At 63.6% G+C, this 21422-nt stretch carries 16 protein-coding genes and 1 pseudogene; 14 read left to right on the forward strand and 3 right to left on the reverse strand.

Annotated elements, in window-relative coordinates:
• Positions 1-96: 96 nt before the first annotated feature.
• The 3 genes and pseudogenes from IEX41_RS17845 to IEX41_RS21595 all read right to left on the reverse strand — a co-directional run.
• The gene (locus IEX41_RS17845) at positions 97-1242 is read right to left on the reverse strand and encodes a metallophosphoesterase family protein (RefSeq protein ID WP_188791675.1); all 1146 of its coding nucleotides are present in this window, start codon (positions 1240-1242) and stop codon (positions 97-99) included.
• 274 nt (positions 1243-1516) lie between these two features.
• Entirely contained in the window at positions 1517-1951 is a 435-nt protein-coding gene (locus tag IEX41_RS21590) for a LysR substrate-binding domain-containing protein (RefSeq protein WP_229673340.1), read from the reverse strand.
• A gap of 283 nt (positions 1952-2234) precedes the next feature.
• Positions 2235-2378 (reverse strand): annotated as a pseudogene (locus IEX41_RS21595) (LysR family transcriptional regulator); the annotation flags it as partial.
• A gap of 69 nt (positions 2379-2447) precedes the next feature.
• Here IEX41_RS21595 and IEX41_RS17855 point away from each other — a divergent pair.
• From IEX41_RS17855 to IEX41_RS17920, 14 genes are all read left to right on the forward strand, one after another.
• Positions 2448-3389, forward strand: coding sequence for a DMT family transporter (locus tag IEX41_RS17855; RefSeq protein WP_188791676.1), 942 nt, complete (start codon positions 2448-2450; stop codon positions 3387-3389).
• Positions 3390-3668: 279 nt separating this feature from the next.
• On the forward strand, positions 3669-4193 hold the full coding sequence (locus IEX41_RS17860) for a TetR/AcrR family transcriptional regulator (RefSeq protein WP_188791677.1): 525 nt from the start codon (positions 3669-3671) through the stop codon (positions 4191-4193).
• The gene (locus tag IEX41_RS17865; protein ID WP_188791678.1) at positions 4190-5323 is read left to right on the forward strand and encodes an MFS transporter; all 1134 of its coding nucleotides are present in this window, start codon (positions 4190-4192) and stop codon (positions 5321-5323) included. The genes IEX41_RS17860 and IEX41_RS17865 overlap by 4 nt, the downstream gene beginning before the upstream one ends.
• A 479-nt stretch (positions 5324-5802) precedes the next feature.
• Complete coding sequence (locus tag IEX41_RS17870; RefSeq protein WP_188791679.1) at positions 5803-6786, forward strand: AraC family transcriptional regulator; 984 nt, start codon at positions 5803-5805, stop codon at positions 6784-6786.
• Between the two features lie 184 nt (positions 6787-6970).
• On the forward strand, positions 6971-7297 hold the full coding sequence (locus tag IEX41_RS17875; RefSeq protein ID WP_188791680.1) for a hypothetical protein: 327 nt from the start codon (positions 6971-6973) through the stop codon (positions 7295-7297).
• Positions 7298-7349: 52 nt separating this feature from the next.
• Positions 7350-8330, forward strand: a complete 981-nt coding sequence (locus tag IEX41_RS17880) for an SH3 domain-containing protein (protein WP_188791681.1) — start codon at positions 7350-7352, stop codon at positions 8328-8330.
• A 41-nt stretch (positions 8331-8371) separates the two neighbouring features.
• On the forward strand, positions 8372-10450 hold the full coding sequence (locus IEX41_RS17885; protein ID WP_188791682.1) for a M13 family metallopeptidase: 2079 nt from the start codon (positions 8372-8374) through the stop codon (positions 10448-10450).
• Between the two features lie 57 nt (positions 10451-10507).
• Positions 10508-12475 carry an alpha/beta fold hydrolase gene (locus IEX41_RS17890; protein ID WP_188791683.1) on the forward strand — a complete coding sequence of 656 codons (1968 nt, stop codon included), beginning with the start codon at positions 10508-10510 and terminating at the stop codon, positions 12473-12475.
• 990 nt (positions 12476-13465) lie between these two features.
• Positions 13466-14206 (forward strand): hypothetical protein, encoded by a 741-nt coding sequence (locus IEX41_RS17895; protein WP_188791684.1) that lies wholly within the window; start codon positions 13466-13468, stop codon positions 14204-14206.
• Positions 14203-15369 (forward strand): hypothetical protein, encoded by a 1167-nt coding sequence (locus IEX41_RS17900; RefSeq protein ID WP_188791685.1) that lies wholly within the window; start codon positions 14203-14205, stop codon positions 15367-15369. The genes IEX41_RS17895 and IEX41_RS17900 overlap by 4 nt, the downstream gene beginning before the upstream one ends.
• Positions 15370-15428: 59 nt before the next feature.
• Positions 15429-16445, forward strand: a complete 1017-nt coding sequence (locus IEX41_RS17905) for a Mu transposase C-terminal domain-containing protein (RefSeq protein ID WP_188791686.1) — start codon at positions 15429-15431, stop codon at positions 16443-16445.
• A complete protein-coding gene (locus IEX41_RS17910; protein WP_188791687.1) occupies positions 16442-17473 on the forward strand; it encodes an ATP-binding protein in 1032 nt (343 codons plus the stop codon). The genes IEX41_RS17905 and IEX41_RS17910 overlap by 4 nt, the downstream gene beginning before the upstream one ends.
• A 1034-nt stretch (positions 17474-18507) precedes the next feature.
• A complete protein-coding gene (locus tag IEX41_RS17915) occupies positions 18508-20091 on the forward strand; it encodes an ABC-F family ATP-binding cassette domain-containing protein (RefSeq protein WP_188791688.1) in 1584 nt (527 codons plus the stop codon).
• Positions 20092-20214: 123 nt separating this feature from the next.
• Positions 20215-21186 carry a class I SAM-dependent methyltransferase gene (locus IEX41_RS17920; RefSeq protein ID WP_229673342.1) on the forward strand — a complete coding sequence of 324 codons (972 nt, stop codon included), beginning with the start codon at positions 20215-20217 and terminating at the stop codon, positions 21184-21186.
• The last annotated feature ends 236 nt before the right edge of the window (positions 21187-21422 follow it).

Here is a 21422-nt window from a genome sequence, read left to right on the forward strand (position 1 = left end):
CCGAGCGCGTGGTCTGCCGGTAGGCGATGACGACATGAATAAGGCCAACCAGACAGACCAGTATCCCCGAGATCGAAATGATCGCATCAAACGGCATCATTCAGAACCTGGCCGTGTCTGGCCGAGCGCGACGATGACATCGGTTGCGTAGTACGCGTCTCCTTCCGGCACGACAGGGCAGGCGCATCCTCTCAACGCGTGGCGCAGAAAAACGCGCGTTTCGGGTGTGAGCCTGTCCACCAGGACAGGAATGCCGGTTTCGCTGCACCGAAGCGCGTACTTGAAGTCCTGCTCGAGTGCCTGGCGGTCGGCCGGCAGTTCCCTAGGCTCACTCGCGGACTGCGTGTCCAGCGCCGCCGCAATGAAGCAGACCTCCGCCAGGTCATCCTCGTCGTCGCCGTGATTCTCGTCCGGGTAGCCAATCGAGATGTTCTGAATGCGTGTCCCAGCAACCACGGAAGAAAGTCGTCGGTGGGAATGACCGAAGAACCAGGTTTCGATGTCGCTCCGCTCGAGGACTTCGGTCAGGTCTGAGTGGAAGGCTGGTGTGAGACCATCGACTGGGCCTCCTGCCGACGGGTGCGGGCCGTGGTGAGTGACAACAAAGGTCCTGCCATTGCCGGCGAAATGTGGGGTCGCCAGTCTTTCTTCCAGCCAAGCGCGGTGTTCCCCATGCACGGCGATTATGTCCTCAGGTGTAACCGGGACAATGCGGCGCGGCAGCACCTCGCCCGGGTCGAGCCAGTCATGACCAGACGCTTCGGTGGAGATCATGTCGAAGTCGCGCATGAACCGGCGTGCGTAGTTCTTGGCAGCCTCCTGATCCCACAGTAGCTCGAAGTCGGTCCAAAGCGTGGCGCAGAGATACCGGTCGCTGCGATGGCGGAGTTCGGTCTTCTGCGCGAACCAACTCCCGCTGGCGTGAATCAGGTCACGGAGCCGGTTCTCGTCGTCAAGCCGCCCAGAATAGTAGTCGTGATTTCCGGGGACGATGTAGATGCGATCGGCGGGCACATAGCGGGTCAGGTAGGCGAGCGCGTCCTGCAGAGACGGGCCGAAGGCGTCGGACAGGTCACCCGCGACGATCAAGGCATCGACGTTTTCCCCGAGCAGCCGATCTTCGAGGCCATGAAACTCGAGCGGGTTACTTCCATGCCAAAAATGGGACTTGAGGTGGAGGTCGGCCACTACTGCGACCGCCCCGCCATTGTCCGGGATTTCGATAACGGTGGGGGCGGCCAACATAGCCTCCGATGAATTCGAGCGAGTTTTGACCCACAGAGAGCGCAGGCCGCGTCACGGCTGATCGGGAGGAGTTGGAATGCTCGCCTCGCTCAGTCGAGGGTAAAGATGCTCTTAAGTTGGATGGATTGCAAAACGTTGATAATAAATGGTTTTTCGCAACGTTCCTGGCAGCCCCAAGCCCCTGGATTCGCTGGACTTAAGGCCTCAACAAGTTTCTTTTTCGCAAAAGACTCGAGGCCGTCATTCATCCAGACCGCAGAATTCTGGGCGGCTAGACATCAACGGTGCGGGCGGAGCCGCCGTTGGCGGGGCTTTCGGTCAATTTTTCTCGGAGCCACGAGAGCAGTGCATCGGTCTCCGCATGGTTGCCGCGGCGAGTGCCGCGGAAGACCGAGATCTCTGTCGGGCTGAAGACCGCCTCATCGCAAAGCCTCACGAGCTTGCCGTCTGCGATGAGCCCACTTACCGTGTTGCGCCAGCCGAGCGCGATCCCCTGACCTGCGACCGCCGCCTGTAGCACCAAGGGAAAGCTGTCGAAGCCGGTGATCCGCGCGCTTTTCGGCATGGGGCGTCCGACGGCCTCGAACCAGTCCGGCCAATCCATCCAGTCCTGCGGCAGGACCCGGTGCGACAGCAGCGGGTATCGGGCCAGTCCCGCAGCAGGAAGCGGTAGCGCTCCGGACGGCACGAGGCCTGGGGCGGCCACGGGAAAGATCTCGTCCGAGGCGGTGAAGGCCAGACGCGCCGANAACCCGCACCTCCAGACCGGGATGGCGTTCGTGGAAGCCCGCAAGGCGCGGCATGAGCCAGTAGAACGCCTCGCAAAGTTGGCAATGCAGGACCAATCCCGCGCCGGAGGGGCCGCCGCGCAGGCGCGTCGTCTCGGCTGCGATATCGGCGAGGGATGCGCTGACAACCTGTCCGTAGGCGCGCCCAGCCTCGGTCAGGAAGACGGCCCTGTTGCGACGCTCGAAGAGCCGCAGGCCGAGATCCGCCTCCAGGGCGGCGATCTGCTTGGTCACAGCGGTCTGCGTCAGACCAAGTTCCTCGGCGGCGGCCGTGAAGCTTTCATGTCGGGCAGCCGCTTCGAAGGCAGGAAGACGAGACAACGGTGGAAGCGAACGGCGATCCATTCCAAATCCTCATGCATTGGCGACCCATTCTCATTTTATGAGGGAAGCAGCCCGTGGTTTCCATCGCGTATGGCATGGAAATCTGATCACACCCCACGTTCTGGCGGGACCACGCACGGCATCATCGCGATCCTCGCGGCGGTTACGCTTCTGTCCTTCTCCGACGCATTGGTGAAGATGAGCGGAGACAACTTCGGGCTGGCACAGCTGGTCTTGCTGCGCTCGACCGTTGCCGCAGTGCTGCTCGCCGCCTGGCTCCTGCCCATGCATGGCCGGTCGAGCCTTCGTCTCACCCGCCGCGGCTGGGTCTGGGCGCGTAGCCTCTGCCTCGCGGCCATGTGGCTGAGCTATTACGCAGCGCTACCGGCCATGTCCTTCGCGCTCGCCGCAGCGTGCTACTACACCGCGCCCGCCTGGATGGCGCTACTGGGGCGCGCCCTGCTGGGCATGAAGGTCGGTGGGCGCGGATGGACGGCCGTGGCGCTGTCTCTTGCCGGGGTGCTACTGGTAGTGTCGCCCTCGACCGACACCTTCACTCCTCTGCTGCTGCTCCCGCTCGCAGCTGCCGGCTTCTATGCTCTGGCCGGGCTCATCACCTGGAGCCGGTGCCAGGCGGAAAGCCCGGGCGCGATGGCCTTTACACTCAACCTCTGTCTCGTTTGCGTGGCCGCCGCAGCGCTCCTCCTACTGTCGCTCTTTCGGCCGGGCGGCACAGAGAGCTTCATTCTGGCGCTCTGGCCAAGGCTCACGCTCGCGGACTGGAGCCTCGCATTCGTGCTCGGATGTCTCTTGGCAGTGATCGCCACGGCAGTCGCAACGGCCTACCGGCTGGCCCCGACGCCGGTCCTCGGTGTTTTCGATACCGCCTACCTGGGCTTCGCGGCCATCTGGGGCGCTGTCTTGTTCGGAGACGTCCTCACGGCCCGGGAAACCCTCGGGATCGCCCTGATCGCGTGCAGTGCAATCCTCATGAGCGGCGGGCGACAGGAACGGAAAGACCATTTCTCCTGATCTCGACGCTCAGTTGGGTTCGAAGCGGGCCTGCGCCACCGCAGCCGGCCAACTCGCTCGGTTGAGTCGGCCTGCCGGGCAGAGGCGGCCCTGATCTGCCGTCCACCGGTTGCTCCATCGCTGCGGCGCGGCTTCACCGAACCAGACGCTCGCACACCGCGCAGCACTTGCACCGCCCTGATGACAGCTGCGCTGACAGAGCGGACCTCTGGTCCTACCGGCTTGCAATGTAAAACGATCGTTTTACATTGCGGTTCAATCACGCCAAAGGAGGTTCCCATGAACGTGACCAGCAAACTCACCGCCGCCGCCGAGCGGCTCTTCGATCGGCACGGCTACATGGCCACTGGCATGGACCGGCTGACGGAGGCTGCGGGGATTTCGAGCCGCACGCTCTACAAGCACGCCGGCAGCAAGGCCGCGCTCATGGCCCGCGTGCTGACCGAGCGCGACCGGCGCTTCATGGCCCGGATCGACGTGCGGACTATCGACGCCCTGTTCGCAGCTCTCGAGGACTGGGTCCGGGTGGAGGGCTGCCGGGGCTGCCTGTTCCTGCGCTCGCGCGCGGAAACGGGGGGTGACACGCCGGAGATCGCCGAGGCGGTTGCGCTGCACAAGGACGCGTTCCATGAGCGGGTCGGTGAGGTCGTCGCAATGGACCTCGGACGCGAGGACCCGGCACTCGCAGCGCAGGTTGTGGTTCTCTTCGAGGGCGCAACCCACGCGGCTGTCTATCGCGGAGCGGATGCCGTCTCCGCGGCTCGGGCGGCGGCGGCCGTCCTGCTTGAAAGGGCGCGCGCATGAGCCCGGCCCTTCGCATCGGCGCGACCGGCTTCGCCGTCATCGCGGTCTGCTACGGCTTTGCCCGCTTCGCCTTCGGCCTGTTCCTGCCGCAGATCGACGGCGAACTGGGCCTCGGCCCATCCCTCGGCGGCGTGATCTCGGGCGGCTCCTTCGCCGGCTACTGTGTCGCCATCGTGGCCTCGGCCGTCCTGACCGAACGTCTCGGCGCGCGCGCCGTCGCGACAGGCGCCGCCCTCGTCGCGGCGATCGGGATGGCGGGCAGCGCGCTCGCGCCATCGCCGCTGATCCTGGCCATCGCAGTTGTGGTTGCCGGATCGAGCACGGGCCTCGCTTCCCCGCCCATGGCTGCCGCGGTCGCCGCTGCAGTCGGCAAGAGCCGGCAAGACCTGACGAACACGGTGATCAATGCGGGTGTGAGCGCGGGCGTGGCGCTGTCTGGGCCAATCGCGCTTGGCCTCGCGGGACAATGGAGATTGGCCTTCGGGGCTTTCGCCGCCGTCGCGCTGGTGCTGGCCGTCGCGTCCGCGATCTCGCTTCCTGCCGCCTCGGGCAGCGGTCGTGCAGGTGGCCTTCCCCCGATGACGGGACCGGTCCTGCGGCTGATCTCCGCCTCCTTCCTGATGGGGGCCGCGAGCACCGCGCTATGGTCCTTCGGGGGCCAACTCGTCGCGGAGCAGATGGGCTGGGGGGCGACCGGAACCGGCCTTCTCTGGAGCTGCATGGGCACCGGGGGACTGGCCGGAGCCTGGGCCGGCACGCTCGTTGGCTGGCTCGGTCTCGATCGCGTCCACTGGGCCTTTCTCAGCCTGATGGCAGCCAGCATCCTCTCGGTCGGCTTCGGCCTCGGCCCGATCCCCACGCTCGTCGGAGGAGCCGTTTTCGGTGCGGCCTACGTGATGCTCACAGGGGTCTACCTCATCTGGGGCACTCACGCCCTACCGGACCGGCCTGCAACCGGCCTCATGGTCGGCTTCCTGACCATTGCCGTGGGCCAGACCGTCGGCGCTCCTCTCTTCGGACTTCTCTTGGCGGGGCCGGGCGTCGCGTCTGCCGTCATAGGTTTCGCCGCCCTCACGCTGATCGCCGGGGCATTCCGGTCAGGGTCGGCGGTCAATGGCTCAATTGCGTAGCCCGGGCGCGAGCGGAACTTCCTCGAAACGTCGTGGAAGGGCTCGGAGCAGTCATGCGATGGCGCAGCGGGTCGGGCACCTGACAGACCGAAGCGGCCGTCACTCACGGCTCAAACCAGTCCTTAACGAGAAGACAACTTCTGCGGCGCGACTTCCCCAGAACGGACCTTCATATTTCTGCACAGCATCCGCTGAGCCGTGGACGTCAGATGTGTGGTAGGAGTGTCGCCCGGCCCATAGAGACGGGCGGTTTGGGGTGGCTCTGATGGATTAGAAGCTTTCGGCTCATGCTCGGTGCGCTTTGCCCCGCGGCGAGCGCCCGCTCGAAGCTCAAGATCGTAGATTTGAGGCATGTCATGATATAGCCTCAAGAATAATGTCAGAGGAGATCAACGAACGCGCCTGCACGCAACGCGACGCTTCTATCATAGCCAACCCTCACGCCGCACGCGGCGGTCGGGCCAGCAAGGATACCTGATGTGACTTCTCTGCCTCCGACCTTCGATTACAAGGCTTTCAACTGGCGGCAGAGCGCCCGGTACGACCGGGCTTACCGGGATATCCTCATCAGTCGCGTCGATACTTTCCGCTTCGAGGGGGAGGCCGCCCCCGAACTGGCGATCCAGTCAGCCCAGCTGAGTGCGACCGGTGCAAGCATCCATCGCGTCCGGTCCACCGGGCACGATATCAGTGTCGGGCGCGACAGCGACGTGACCGCCATGTTCCCGCTCTGCGGTCGGCAGACCGTCGCGTGTCGCAAGGGCACCTTCGAGGCGGGGACCAGCCGCAGCCTGACCCTTCGCCCATCCGAGCGCAGCACGCAGGTTCGCGCCGACGGGGCCCGTGCCTTCGAGGCGGTCATGCTCAAGGCGCCCGCGGGTCTCTTCACCCGGCAGAGCTTTCGCGACATTCTCGTTAAGCCGCAGAGCGCCGATCCCATGGTCGAGACGGCCCCGGAGGCCGCCCCGGCGCTGCGCGATCTCATCCGGTATATCCTTGCGGATCTCGCATCGGACCGGCCGGTGCTGAACGCACCGATGGCCGGTCTGTCGATGGAGACGCTGCTGTGGGAACACTTCCGCGCATTCCTCGCACCATCGCGCGCAACCGCGCCAGCGGCCCGGGCCACCTCGAAGATCCGTGTCGCCGAGGCGATTGATTTCATGCATGCCAATTTCGAGAACCCCGTCGAGATGGCGATGATCGCCGCCGCCGTGGGGGCCACCCCGCGCAGCCTGCAGGCGGCGTTCCAGAAAGTGACGGGCCGAAGCCCGTGGCAGACCCTCACGGCCATCCGGCTCGAGAATGCCCGCCTGCGGCTTTTGGCGGACGACGCCGGCAGCAGCGTGACCGCCGTGGCCATGAATTGCGGGTTCGCCCACCTCGGGCGGTTCGCCAGCCTTTATCGCGCCAAGTACGGTGAGCCGCCCTCGGCCACGCTGGCACGGCGTGGGCCAGGATAAATGTCGCGGCGTTGCGGCAATCGGATTGAAGTCGACGCTTTGCGGATAGTCAGGAGCGCGTCATCGGACGGTAATGCAAGCGTGGATGAAGCGGATCGCACCTGCGATCGCATTTGCACCGGGAGCCACTGCCATAACCAAGACATCGATACAGCGATACCTTCGCATCCCTGCTACGGCTTTCGTGGCGTTGCTGATCGCGGGCTGTGTCCCTGACACCGGCGACACGACCTATGAACGGGGCACCACACGGGATTATTCCGCAGACGATGCCTCGGGCAGCCTCACGTCGCGCAGCGATGGTGGCAGGACCCTCACGCTCAGCCGGGATGGCACGGTGTGCAGCGGGCGCTTCGACGATCCCGCGAAGGCCCGTGCGACCGAGCTGACCACACTGCGGTGCTCGGGCGATGCGCGGGGGACCGCCACGCTGATGTATGATGGCGATGCCGAACCGGACCGCGTGGTCTACGCGATCAACGGGCAAGGTGGCGGCAGTATCGAGTTCTGACAGCCCGCGCGACCGCAACGGGACCGGGTCAATTCGAAGGAGGAGACGACGAATGCGTATCATCAAGGCCCTGATCCTGCTGTGGATCGCGCTGGCCCCCAGCATCCTGAGCGCCCAAGCCACGGTCGAAAAGCGCGTGTCCTTCACGCCCGGCACCTCGGGCGCGACGATCACCGGAAGCCTGCGCGGCGACGAGATCATCGACTACCTGCTCGGCGCCAGCGCCGGGCAGACCATGACCATTGATTTCGCGCCCCAAAATCCGTCGGCCTATTTCAACCTGATGGTCGGCAACGATCCGGCAGCGATCCACATCGGGCCGACATCCGGAAACCAGTTCAGCGGCACCTTGCTCGCTTCGGGAGATTACCGCATCCGCGTGTTCCTGATGCGCAATGCCGCACGGCGTGACGAGACGACCGACTACACGCTGCGGGTGTCCATCGGCGGCGCGGCGGCGCAAGCTCCGGCGCAGCAGCCGGACTATGCCGACGGGCTGTCGGGCGGGCCGGATTGGTGGCAGGTCACCGGCCTTTCGGCGGGCGACACGCTGAACGTGCGGTCCGGTCCGGGCACAGGTTACGCTGTGGTGGGCCAGCTTGCCAGCGGTGACCGCGTGCGCAACATGGGCTGCCGGATGAACGGCCAGACCCGCTGGTGCCAGGTCGGGTTTGCCGGCGACCAGCCGCTGACCGGCTGGGCCGCGGGGCGCTACCTGCGCGAAGCGGCCGGCCCCGGCGCCCCTCAGCGGCCCTCGCCCGAGGCAACCGGCCTTGTTCCTTGCGCACAGAGCGCGGGCCAGCCGATGGGCAGCTGCCCCTTCCGCGTCTCGCGCGGGACAGGCGGCACCGCAAGCGTCTGGATCACCATGCCCGGCGGCGGCGAGCGGTATCTCGACTTCCGCGACGGTCAGCTGGTGGGCAGCGACCCCGGCCGCAGCGTCAGCCAGAGCCGCAGCTCGGACCTGAGCACGATCCTCGTGGACGGGGCCGAGCGCTACGAGATTCCCGACGCAGCCCTTTACGGCGGCTGATCCGGCCACGCGCCCCTCATACGATCACAGGAGATTGTCCCATGTTCGCGACCCTGATCCGCACCACCGCCCGTACTGGACTCATGACGGGGCTTCTGACCGGGACGGCCCTGGCACAGCAGGCCCTGCCGGACCCGGGGCCGGACCAGCTGGCCTTTTCTGTCGAGAACATGGACCCCTCCACCGACCCGGCGCAGGACTTCTACCGCTACACCTCGGGCGGTTGGCTGGACCGGATCGAACGCCCGCCCCAGATGGCCAGCTATGGCGTGTTCACCATCATGATCGACCGCCTGACCAAGCAGGTGGCCCAGGTCGCCGCCACAGCCGGAGACAGGGCGGCCGGGGCGCCGAAGGGGTCGCCCACCCAGCAGGTCGGTGATTTCTATAATGCCTTCATGGACGTGGATCGGATCGACGCTGCCGGTATCGAGCCGATCCGCGACATACTGGATGACCTTTCCGCCGCCGAGACCCTGACTGACGTCACCCGCATCGCGGGCGAACAGGCCGCCGCCGCCGGGCCCGGCATGCTGGCGATGTTCGGGCCGGGGCCCGACCCAAGGGACACCACGCGCTTTGCCATGTACGCGCTTGGGCAGACCTTCGGTATGGACCGCCACCTTTACGAGGTCCTGCGCCTTGCGCCGGACAGCGCCCCTCTCGAGGCCTATCGCAGCTACATCGGCGCCCTTCTGACCGCCGCCGGCTTCGACGAGGCCGAGGCGACGCGCATCGCCGAGCGGTCCGTGGACATCGAGACCCGGCTCTACACGGGCTTCCTTACTCCAGCCGAGGGCAAGGATCCCGCCAACCGCTACACCTCCCTGGGCTTTGACGAGGTGCAGGCGCAGGTGCCCGAGTTCGACATCGGGCTTTACCTCGACACCGTGGGGTTCGAGCGGCCCGATAACTTCTACATGTTCGAGCCCAGGGTGCTTCCGGTGGTGTCCGAGGTGTTGCGCGAAACGCCGATCGAGGATCTCAAGGACTACATGGCCTACCGCCTCGTGCAGAATTATGCGCCATACCTGAGCACCGCACTTCGCGCCCCCACGCTCGACTTCGAAGAGGCGCTGCTGGGCGCGCGCAACGACCGGCCACGGCCCGAGCTGCTCTATGCGCTGCTGAGCGAAAAGCTTGGCCACCCCACCAGCCAGCTTTACGTCGATGCCTACTATTCCGAAGAGACCAAGGCCGAGGTGCTCGACATGGTCGAACGCATCAAGGCGGTGTTCCGCGAGCGCATCGTCGCAAGTGATTGGCTGTCCGATCCGACCCGCGCCGAGGCGCTGCGCAAGATCGACAGCTTCTACTACAAGGTCGGCTACCCGGACACCTGGGTCGATTTCAGCAGTGTCGAAATCGTGCCGGACGATCCGGTGGCCAACATCATCGCACTGGGCCGCTTCGACATGCAGCGCACGCTTGACCAGTTGGGCAAGCCGCCCGAGCATGACGAGTTCAACACCCAGTCGACCCTGCCGATCGCCATGAACGCGGCCTACACGCCCAACATCAACGGCTTCGAGATCACCGCCGCGATCACCCAGCCGCCCGCCTTCTCGCCGGACACGGACGCGCCGCTGAAGTTTTGCCGCATCGGCGCGATCATCGGGCACGAGATGACCCACGGCTTCGACGCATCGGGGCGGCAATACGATGCCGACGGCAATTTCCGCGACTGGTGGACCCCCGAGGATGCCACCGCCTTCATGGCCGAAGCGCAGAAGCTGATCGACCAGGCCGATGCCTACGAAGTGTTGCCGGGCATGTTCATCAACGGCGCGCTCGGCGTGGGCGAGAACATGGCCGATGTCGGGGGCATCACCTTCGCCTACGAGGCCCTGCTGCAATATCTCGCCGACCACCCCAAGGAAGACGTCGAGATCGACGGCATGACCCCGGCGGAACGCTGCTTTGCCGGATGGTCGCAGTTCTGGACCACCAAGGTGACCGACCAGTACCTGCAAACGGTGGTGGCCAACGACGGGCACGCGCCGGAATTCTACCGCTCGGTCGCCGCGCTACAGCATGTGGACGCCTTCTACGACACCTTCGAAATCACCGAGGGCGACCCGATGTGGCTGCCGCCAGAGCGCCGCGCCAGCGCCTGGTAATTTTGCTCCTGGTAAATCCGCGCCCCGCAAGCCCGACCTTAAACAGGAGACAACGCCATGACCGCAGACCAGATCTTCGCCGTGCTGACTGCGCTTCTTGCCGGAGAGGCCGCGCCCGAGTTCCAGCCCCTGCGGGATGGCGGCCATGTCGCCGCGTACCCGGTGACGGTCGAGCCATGCAACCTTCCGCTCGGCACGCTCGAGGTCGAGGGGCAGACGGTGATCTGCGGCACGGTCAGCGTCCCCGAAAGCTATGATCCACCGTCCGAGCGGCGTGTGCCGCTGGAATTTGCGATCCTAAAGGCGCAGACTCTTGCGCCGGCCCCTGATCCCATCGTGTACCTGCATGGCGGGCCGGCGGCGGGCACGCTTGGCTCGATCGGGCTGGTGTCGAACGTGCTGTTTCCCAACCACCGCCGCACACGGGACATCATCACCTTCGACCAGCGTGCCGCCGCGCTCTCGTCGACCTCGGTGCGCTGCTACGAAGGCATCGCGGACCATATCGTCGACCTGGTGAAGGTCAGCCGCGAAGATCCCGAGGCACCGGACCTCGGCGATTTCGTCGCGCCCTGCGTCGACGAGATCTTGGCCTCGGGCGCCGATCTTCCCGCTTACAACACCGCCAACAACGCCCGCGACGTGCAGGCACTGATGCGCACGCTGGGCTACCCCGAGTACAACATCTACGGCATTTCCTACGGCACGCGGCTGGCGCTCGAGGTGATGCGCACCGCGCCGGACGGTATGCGGTCAGTGGTGATCGACGGTGTCGCGCCCCCCACCCAGAAGATCTACGACGACCTGCTTGGGCCGGTGGTCGACACGCTCGATGCGCTGCTGGACCAGTGCGCGGCCGACGCTGATTGCGCCACCGCCTATCCCGACCTCGAAGGCGACATCAACCGCACCTTCGAGCGGCTGGCGAAAGACCCCATTCCCGCCTCGCGCGGCGCGCCCGAGATCACCGCCGACCTGCTGTTCGACATCACGTTCAGCCTGCGCAACAACTGGCGTGACCTGCGCCCGATCACGCCCTACCTGCCGCGCATCTTTCATGAACTCGCGGACGGCAAGACCGATGCCATCGACGCCTTCCTCGCGATGGACGACGCAGGCCCAGCGGGCCGGCTTGCCGCCACTCCGGGCCTTGGCGAAGAGGAGCGCACGCTGCTGCGCGCCGCCCTCGGCATCGCTGCCGCCAGTGCCGAGCTCGACGCGGGGGTGACCGACGTGATCACCCGCCTGCGCAGCGACCTCGCGACCGACACTGATGCGGTCAGCGTGGCCGAAGCCTTCGAGATCCGCTCGACCGAGGCCGCCCGCGCACTGTCTGACGCCGATGCCAAGGCCGCCATGCTGCGCGACTACGCCCTGCTTCAGACCACCGAGCCGGCACGCGCGCCGCTGCTGTCTTGGGTCGACACCCATTTCGCCGGATCGGACCAGTCGGACCTGCGCCAGCTGGTGCTTGCCATGAGCGATACCGACCTGAGCCGCACCTTCGAGATCGCCGACGAGCAGGCCACGATCTACGAATTGCTGCTGGCCAGCAAGCTGGGGGTCGAGATCTACGCCTGCCAGGAGGACGTGCCATGGAACAGCCTCGAAGGGCTGCGCGCGCGCATGGAAGAGGTCGGCGCGCGCTTTCCGTTCCTCGCGGCGGAAGAGAACGTCGCCGACGTGATTGCGACCTTCGAGGACTGCGCCGCCTTCACGCAGTCCCCGCGCGAGGGTTTCCACGAGCCGATCGTGTCGGACATCCCGACGCTGGTGCTGAACGGCACGCTGGACATCCAGACCTCGTGGCGGTGGGGAGGCGTCGCCGCCGAAACCCTGAGCCGCGCGCATAACTATATCGTGCCCGAAGCAGGGCATGGCAGCATCGCCTACCAGCCTTGTGCGAACGACATCTCGGTGGCCTTCCTGAACGCCCCCGACGCCGTGCCGGATACCAGCTGCCTCGCGACCCTGACGCCGCACTTCATCCTGCCGGATGGCTCGATGTCGGGTGGGGCGAACTGACATCGCGCCGTGGCTTGCTGCCGATGCACGCAAAGTCTGCGGTTCACTTCCGAGGGAAAACTGGCGTTTGCAGACGCATTCGCTTTCCACTGCGAAGGAAGGCTCGCAGCTATCAGTGCCCGCTATCGCATATTCGGTCGTGAAAGCCCCGCGTAATGTCCGCTTCAGCGGGACGAGCAGGGCACGTTAGCGACCGCGGCGAAAGTCCGCTCTCCGCCCCCGTGTACGCCGCGATCTGCGTCGTTGGCATCCGGCGTCCATCGCAACTCCTGCCTGGCGAACGGCTGCATCTTGCAGTCTCAGCCGCCCATCAGGCCACTTCGCAAGAAACGCATAGGGCGTCGGGTTTACCATCGAGCGAGTTTGTTCCCACAATGGCTACAAACTGCCCGATCTTCAAACCTCCGGACTTTCCTCGCTCATCGACTCGCCCGTCGTTGGCGACTTGGGTGGTCGACTTGTTGCGGCCGCAACGACAGCGGCACTGCGCGCAACTAGAGCGAGATCTGGTCGCAATCGTAATTGCGCCTCGGCTGATAGCTCGCGGGGGCGTGGCAACTTTCTTCTCTCGATGTCCTGCTCATCACCTTGTGAGAACATGTCCGACATCGTCGCGCCGGCCCCGAGAACGTGACGCCGATGGCCCCTGAAGAGCTCATGTGAAGAAAATTCAGTCGATATTTTTTCGCATTTTCAGGGGGTTGACTCCATTTTGGTAAGGGCCTTGAAGGCCGGGCGCATTTTTCTGTTTTGGATTTTCAGCGGATTCGCGGACTCTCCCCTTGTGCAAGGTCGGCGGTCCCTGAGGGTCAAGTCCTGCGCAAAAGAAAACGCGCACCCTGGGGTGCGCGCCTGGAAGTTGGGGCAAAGATCGCCCGTGTATCACTTGCCAAGCTAGAGGCCGAAAACGGCCCGGGCAAGCGCGGTCTGAGCTCCTGGATGAAAAGATGATTACCCCGGAAGCGCCTCGTTTCCGGGAACGGAGACGGCATGTCGAATTATGAAGACTGGTTGCAGGACCAACCGGCGCCCAAGAAGGAACAGCCCGCCCTAGTGGTGGCACCGATCCACGGGGTGCTCCCCTATGCAGGTGCTCTTAATCCCCTGACCCGCAGCGACACGGTCAAGCGGGTGTCGACAGCTTTGGCAACGCCGATGACGGGCGGCATCCGGCAGCTTTACCATTTTGATGGCGAGTCCGAATACGCCGTCGCTCTGGATGCCCTTCGCAGCCCCGAACTCTATGGACTGGAAGTGCAGCTTGCCCCTGTTTACTACTATTGCCGTCGCCAGAAGGGAGTGTACCCCCATCACTTCGACTTGCGGCTGACCTTTCGGGACGGTTACCGGCGCGCGGTCTTCGTCCGCAACGCGACGAGCTTGGCGAGGCGCGAAACCCAGGACGAAATCGACGACATCTTCGCCGCGGTCACCGAGGACTTTGCTGACGACTGCATGGTCGTCTGCACCGATGACTACACGCGCGCCTATCGCGACAACCTTCGCCGTATCTGGGACTATCTGCAGGTGTCGGACGATGACGCGGATGCGCTCGTCGAGGATGCCGCACGCAATACCAGCTATTGGTATCTGAGCGACCTGATCGCGAATTGCGACATGGAGCCGTGGCGCTGCTACCAGGCGGCGATTCGGCTCATCGGTCAGAATGTGCTCTGGACGGACATGCATGGGGTCATTGATTACCCCTCCCGGGTCGCGCTGAACGCATGACCTCGCAACCGCTCTACAACATCCCCAAAGGATCCATCCTGAAGCTGGATGGTCGCGAACTGACGGTGTCGGTTCGCGAGGAGAGCGGTTATGCGGTGGAATGCAAGGAAACCGGCGAGTGTTTCACGCTGCCGCTTGAGCGGGTTGAGACTGCAATCCGACACCGGGATTGCGAGGTCATCAAGCCGGCCGATTTTGAAAAGCGGAAGGCTCTGCTCAAGCATACCGACGGCCTCGAGTGCGTTGATCAGCTTTCGGAAAAAGACCAGCGGATTGTCCAGGCGCGCCTAGCTCTTGTTATCGCCCAAGACGAGCTGCGCGCCGAGGGCGTGAAGCTCACCCAGCGCAGCATGAACAAGAGCGGTACACATCGCCGTCTTCTATTGACCCGAGCGGAACAGATCGCGCCTGGGCACAATTTTCTCGGGACACGCCGTGGCGGGAAGCTCGCAAGCGGCTTCGATGTCCCGCAAGGGCGGACCCTGGCCAGCTACCGCGACGTTTACCATCGCTTCGATCATAACCCAATTGTCTTGGCGGATCGTGACCGCATGAAAGGGCGTCGGGAGCCAAGGCTCTGCGAATGGCAGGAGCAGTTCATCGACTACGTTCTGAACTGTTGGCATGATCCTAAGCAGCCAAAACTGGCATCTGTATACAAGCTGGCGACAAAGGTCTTCCACCGCTCTCCCCGAGAGATGGCGCAAGACATCAACTTTCCCTCGATCACGACGATCCGCACGCGTGCGAAGGCGATTTCCGATGTCGTCACCGTGCTCGGTCGCGGTGGGACGCGACACGGGGCCAACACCAAGGGAGCTGGGTCGACTGACGTGCGCGCCTTGGCGTTTGGTGAGAAGTTCGAATGGGACCAGTGCCTGCTGTCGATTTTCACCTCCGGCGATGGTGTCGTACGTGCTGAGATCATCGATCCCAAGGAAGCTCCGCAGGAGCTTGCGGACAATGAGATCCGACGCTGCTGGCTCCATGTGATCCTTGATATCGCGACCCGCGAGGTGCTGGGTTGGGTCATGTCTGAAACGGCCGATGCTGATCACAGCAAGGCTCTGCTGCGCATGGCGACCCGGGACAAGACCAAGGAGGGGTGCGATACGGCTGCAAGCAGGATCCCGTGCCGCCCGTCCGCTTGGGGCTTGCGCTAGCGGACAATGGCACGGCCACCCGGAATGCAGACGTTTATGCGGGTCAGCTCGGAATGGGCATGGCCGTGATGACGGCGCGCGCGCACCAGCCCATGGACAAGCAGATCGTCGAGCGGCTTTTCGGCACGACGCAATGGGACGTGCTGAACTTCCGGCCAGGGTACACCGGTAGCCGTCCTGGCGAACTGACCGGCTACGAGCCCAAGCCCTCGGCCGAAATCAGTCATGACGACCTCTATGGCACCCTCACGCGATATTTTATCGATGAGTATCCCTTCCGGCCGCATCGCGGCACCGGGATGTACGGTGCGACCCCTCGTCAGAAGCAGGAAGAGGCCCTTCAGCTTTACGGCCCGATGGAACCGCCGTCGCAGCGCGACCGGTGTCTGCATTTGGGAGCAAAGGTTCAGGCAACCACGACGTCAGAAGGGGTCAGGGCGTTCAATATCCCGTTCAACTCTACGGAACTCCAACGCTTCGCAGCGGGGCGCCCGAAGCGGGTCACCGTTCACCTCGATCCCGACGACCTGCGGAAGGTCCATGTCACTGCCGAGGGGGAAGACGCCGTGATTGAAGCCCGCCTTAGCATGACCGTCTTCAAGGACCAGACGCTCGAAGAAGCCATCGAGATCATGGAGACTGCGACGAAGTCCAATCCGATCTTGCGGGAACTCCATGATCGACACCTGAGCGAAGCGATGAAGCGCCGTGCGCTTGAATCCGGCTTCTTCCCGGATTCCCGCGATCCGTCGAGCTACCAGACGCTCGCACAGCTCGAGGCTCGCGCGAGCAAACTGCTTCAGGTCGAAACGCGACCCGCAGCCTACATCGGCGCGACTGCTGCACCCGGGCATCTCATGAGCAGGGGCCGCACGTCGGGTGCGGTGCCGGCACGCCCCGCCGGCGCGGCGCCGTTCAAACCGCCGTCCCCATCGACGCCTCCCAAGGCAAGCGCACCTTCGCCACAGTCCGCTAGACCGATGGATGCACCCCCAAGGAAGGGGAGCACAACCGCGCCAGACCCTGACGAGATCCAGACCATGACCTTCGACCCCATCAAGGATAGTAAACTGTGACCAACCCCTTCATCATTCCCTCGTTGGCAGATCTGAATGCGGATCTCGCCCAGCGGCATTTCCCGCTCGCCAGGGGCGAGGAGCTTCAGCGCAAATTCTCGAAGCTCTTCAGTCGCCACCTTGGCCGCCTTCGGTCCGGGAAGAGCTTTGAGGGGCGCAGCCTCTTGATCACAGGGCTGTCCGGCTCCGGTAAGACCGCCGAGATCTCGGACATGCTGGACCAGTTCAACGAAAGCGCCGTTCTTTTGCCTGACGGCAAGCCGGCGCGCTTTGCGTGTTGCGTTCTCGGCGCGAAGGGTACCTGGAAGGATCTTGGCCGCAAAACGCTGCAGGCTCTGGGCTATCCGATCACCAGCAGTACGCGCCGGACACAGTTCGAAATCTGGGATCTCGTGATCAAGCAGGCGAAGCTCCGGGGCATCGTTGGAATCCACTACGATGAGGCTCAGCACATCATGCGGGGCAAATCGGATAAGGAGGTCGAAGCTGTCCTGGACGCCTTCAAGGGCCTTATGAAGGTAGACAAGCATAACACGAAGAGTGGCGAAACTTTTATGCCATCTCACGACTGGCCGCTCATGCTGATCTTGTCCGGCGTCCCGGAGCTTGGTGACTATGTGCAACGCGAGGAGCAGCTTGACCGGTTGATGGCCAGGATCGAGTTTGGTGAAATCGATCTGAACAGCACGGCCGGGCATCCGGCGCAGGATTACGAAACTCTCAACGAGATCGTTGGCAGTTACGCGATCAGCGCAGGGCTAAATGTCGATGCTGACCTGCCGACGGGAGATTTCCTGCACCGCCTGGCGACAGCAGGGGCATTCCGATGGGGCCTGGTCATCGACATGGTCATGGATGCAGTGGCACTTGCGGTTGCTAGGGGGGAAGGGTCGCTTGAGCGCTTGGATTTCGTGGAGGCATGGTGCGACAAAACCGGAATGAACGAACTGGCCACGCCCTTTACCCACGACAGCTACGAGAGGATGTTCCGGAGGGACAAGCCGTTCCGGGCCGCGATCGGCACCTGATCTTCCAGGACAATTCAGTCTTTGAGAAACCCGCGCTTCGGCGCGGGTTTTTTCATGCCTAGATGCTGGCGCCCGGATGCCCGCACCAGCTAAGCCTCTGATGCTGCGCAGGTTTTTGGTTTCTGCGCAGGCATATGCTTTCACTCTGGAAATCGCGTTCGGCAAGTTGTTGAAAATGTTTATGGATTCCTGGCACCGAATCGGAAGTGATTGATTTTGCGCATTCATCTGCTTTCTCTGACTGAGTCAGAGAAAGCAGATGAATGCGCAAACGGAAGCATAAGTCTGCGCAAGGGGTGTCAAGGGCGAAACGTACCGGCTGGTGCCCTTGGGCTACTCTCTGAACGACGGTGATAGAGGCGCCGGGGCATATGCTCCGGCGCCCTTTGCGTATGGAGGGGATGTGCGGTTAATGGCATGAAGCGGCGGATCCGGCGGAGGGCCGTTGTGTCCTCCCTGTATCAGCCTGAGCATGACGCAGTGGGGCTGGCTTGGATGGTGAGGCCCTGGACACGAGGTCGCTTAGAAGCAGTGGGAACTCCAATGAAGACCATTAAGCCGACCTAAGCTGTCGCTGCGATCATAGCTCGATATCAGCGGCGGAGAAATTGTCAGGTGCGCGTCACGGCAACAGACGTCTGCGCCGATACCCTTGCTCGCGTGTATGGAGACGGCGCTGACCTCGACCCGGTCGAACGGGGCCTCATCCATCTAAAGCGCTAGAAGGTGATTTCCGGCAGAAGGCTGGTCACGCTTCTTGCTCGCCATCAGCGCGAGATCAGACCTGAGTGACGCCTCCCGAGGGCTTCCCGGGGTACTGGGTGAGCCGGACCGGCCATGTCAACGAGACCCTGCAATTCGGGCGTATTGCGGCGTAGGTCCGGAGCGAGCCAAGAGGCTTGGTTGGCCCTGACTTGCAAAATCGCCACGCGAGCCATAGCTTTAAATAAATTCTGAAACTGGAGATGCCGCCACCATGGACCTGAACCTCGCCGCCTTCGCCTCTTCGATTTTGCTGCGAGAAGTTCTGTCCCATGCCTGCATCCGTTTCCCTCTCCGGCCTGTCCTGGTTCACACCTGACGACGCGCCCCTTCTTACCGACCTCAATCTGACTTTCGGCCTTGAGCGCACCGGCATCATCGGGCGCAATGGCATTGGTAAGAGTACCCTCCTTCGCCTGATTTCCGGAAAATTGCATCCGGCTTCGGGCCAGGTCCGCATGACCGGGTCCGTCGCTATGATGCGGCAGGAGGCGATGGAGCAGCCGGATGACCGCATCGCCGATCTTTTCGGAGTGCGGCCCGCGCTTGATCTGCTTGACCGTGCGGAGGCGGGGCTTGCGGATGTCGACGACCTGGCCGACGCGGATTGGACCCTGCCCGCGCGGATAGAAGGGGCGCTTTTGCGCTGTGGCTTGCCTGTCGGGCCGCAGACCCTCCTGGCGTCGCTATCCGGCGGCCAGCGCAGCCGTGCCGCTCTTGCCGCCCTGATCTTCACCGAGCCGGACTTCCTGCTGCTCGACGAACCGACGAACAATCTTGACCGGGAGGGGCGCAAGGCTGTGATCGAGCTCATTCGGAGTTGGACGGGGGGCATGATCATCGCCAGCCATGACCGTGAAATTCTGGAAGAAATGGACGCGATCGTCGAACTCACCTCGCTTGGCGCGGCCCGATATGGAGGAAGCTTCAGAAATTTTCGGCAGCGGAAGGACACCGAGATGGACGCGGCCGCGCGTGACCTCGCCCACGCGGAGAAAACCCACTCTGAGGCGGCCCGTCGTGCGCAGCAGGCGAGCGAGCGCAAGGCCCGCAAGGACAGTGCCGGACATCGTGCACGGGCAAGGGGCGATCAGCCGAAGATTCTGATGGATGCCGCCAAGGGGCGGGCTGAGGCCTCGGGCGGCGCGGGTGTCCGCCTGCGCGATGCCCGTCAGGAGGCGGCAGAGGAGGCGTTGTCCGCCGCTCGCGAAAAGATCGAAACCCTGCATCCCTTGCGCATGGAAATTCCCTCAACCGGGCTAGCGACCGGCAAAACGGTGCTGCGACTGGAAAGTGTGACCGGCGGCCATGACCCCGATCATCCGGTAATCCGTGACCTGTCGCTGACCGTGACCGGCCCCGAGCACGTTGTTATCTCCGGACCGAATGGCAGCGGAAAGACGACGCTTCTGAAGATCATCACCGGTCAGATCGTGCCGCAGAGTGGCCGCGTGACGCTTTCGGTTCCATTTTCCGTGCTGGACCAGCATGTCCAGCTGCTTGATCCGGCTTTGTCCCTTCGCGACAATTTCCGGCATCTTAACCCCGCGGCTGATCCCCACGTCGCTCACGCGGCACTGGCCAGGTTCGGTTTCCGGGCGACGGATGCCATGCGTCGCGCAGCCGAGCTGAGCGGCGGCGAACGTCTGCGCGCTGGTCTGGCCTGTGCCCTCGGAGCCACCCCACCGCCTCCGTTGCTGATCCTGGACGAGCCGACCAATCATCTTGACCTGGACGGTATCGCAGCGCTTGAGGCTGCGCTGGCGGCTTATGATGGCGCTGTTCTAGCGATCAGCCATGACACGGCATTCCTTGAATCTCTCTCACCTGACAGGACGATTGATCTTGGGGCATGACCGTTTTGCCCGCTCTGCTGCCGCAAGGTTTCTGGAAAGGCGGTACAGAGTCCCGAACGGCCGCTTCCGTTAAGCCACGGCGCTGCCCCCATCAAGACAGCGGATGTCCGGAGAGGGCCGGTCATGACGCGCACCTGGCTCGCTTTGTCGCAGGGCCTGCCACATCGCCGCAAGCCCGCTTCAAGCCCGAAGCGGGCTTGGGAAATCTCTAAGGAAATCCAGAGATCTGTGATAGTTTTGCCCGATCAACTCGGAGGCCCGCACATGACGAACGCTCAATCGGTTTCTGATCATTGGGGCAAAGGCGACGTTTATGCGCGCATCCTGGAAGCAATGAAACTCGCTGAGATCGACCCCAATTTCGCGACCATCGAAGACCTCGCACCTGTTGATCATTTCCACGCACGCGGCTTTGCTGGAACCGTGGACCTTGCAGATGTCTTACCGATCCAAGAGGGCGACCGGCTTGTCGACATTGGCTGTGGCATCGGCGGTCCCGCCAGATACCTCGCCAAACGCTTTCACTGTCATGTGGATGGTCTCGACATCACTGAGCCCTTCGTTGAGGCCGCCGAGCGGTTAAGCATGCTTGTCGGAATGGAGGACATGGTGGAGTTCCGACACGGTGACGGACAGAAACTCCCTTACAAGAATGAAGCATTCGATGGCGGTTACGCGCAGCACGTTACAATGAACGTGCCCGACCGCGACGCCTTTTTCGCAGATGCCTTCCGTGTGCTGAAACCCGGTGCGTTCTTTGCGCTGACTGAGCATGGGCTCGGCGAGGTTTGGGAACCACATCACCCTGTCCCTTGGTCAGAAGACGGAACCGGCGCTCATCTGATGCGCCCATCAGACACCGTCGCAGCGCTTGAGCGGGCCGGGTTTTCCCGCATACAAGTCACGAATACCGGTGCAAAATACTTGCAGGGCTACAGGGCCGCCATCGAGCGCTCCGAAAAAGGCGAGGCCCCGGTGTTTGGAGTGCATATTCTCTTGGGCGAGCTCGCGCCGCAGATCGTCAGAAATGCCGCTCGGAATATCGAAGAGGACAGAACCCACCCGGTTCAGATTGTCTGCTTCAAGTCGAAATAGAACAGTCTTCCAGTAAAATGCGGATGTCCGCCTTGGGCGCCAAGCAGACGCTCACCTTCTGATCGATCCTGCCCGGCGACGCGAAAGTCCGGTATCGTGAAGCCGCGCTGCAGCAAAGCCGTTCTCGGCGAACGGCAGCTCGGGGCCGGGATCTGCCGGTCCGCCCAATTCACTTGGGCTTCCGCCACGCCGCGCCGCAGCAGGTCTGCTCTGAGCCCAAAGGCGTCTTCTAGGCA

This window comes from Salipiger pallidus, assembly GCF_014643635.1.
Classification (GTDB): Bacteria; Pseudomonadota; Alphaproteobacteria; order Rhodobacterales; family Rhodobacteraceae; genus Salipiger; species Salipiger pallidus.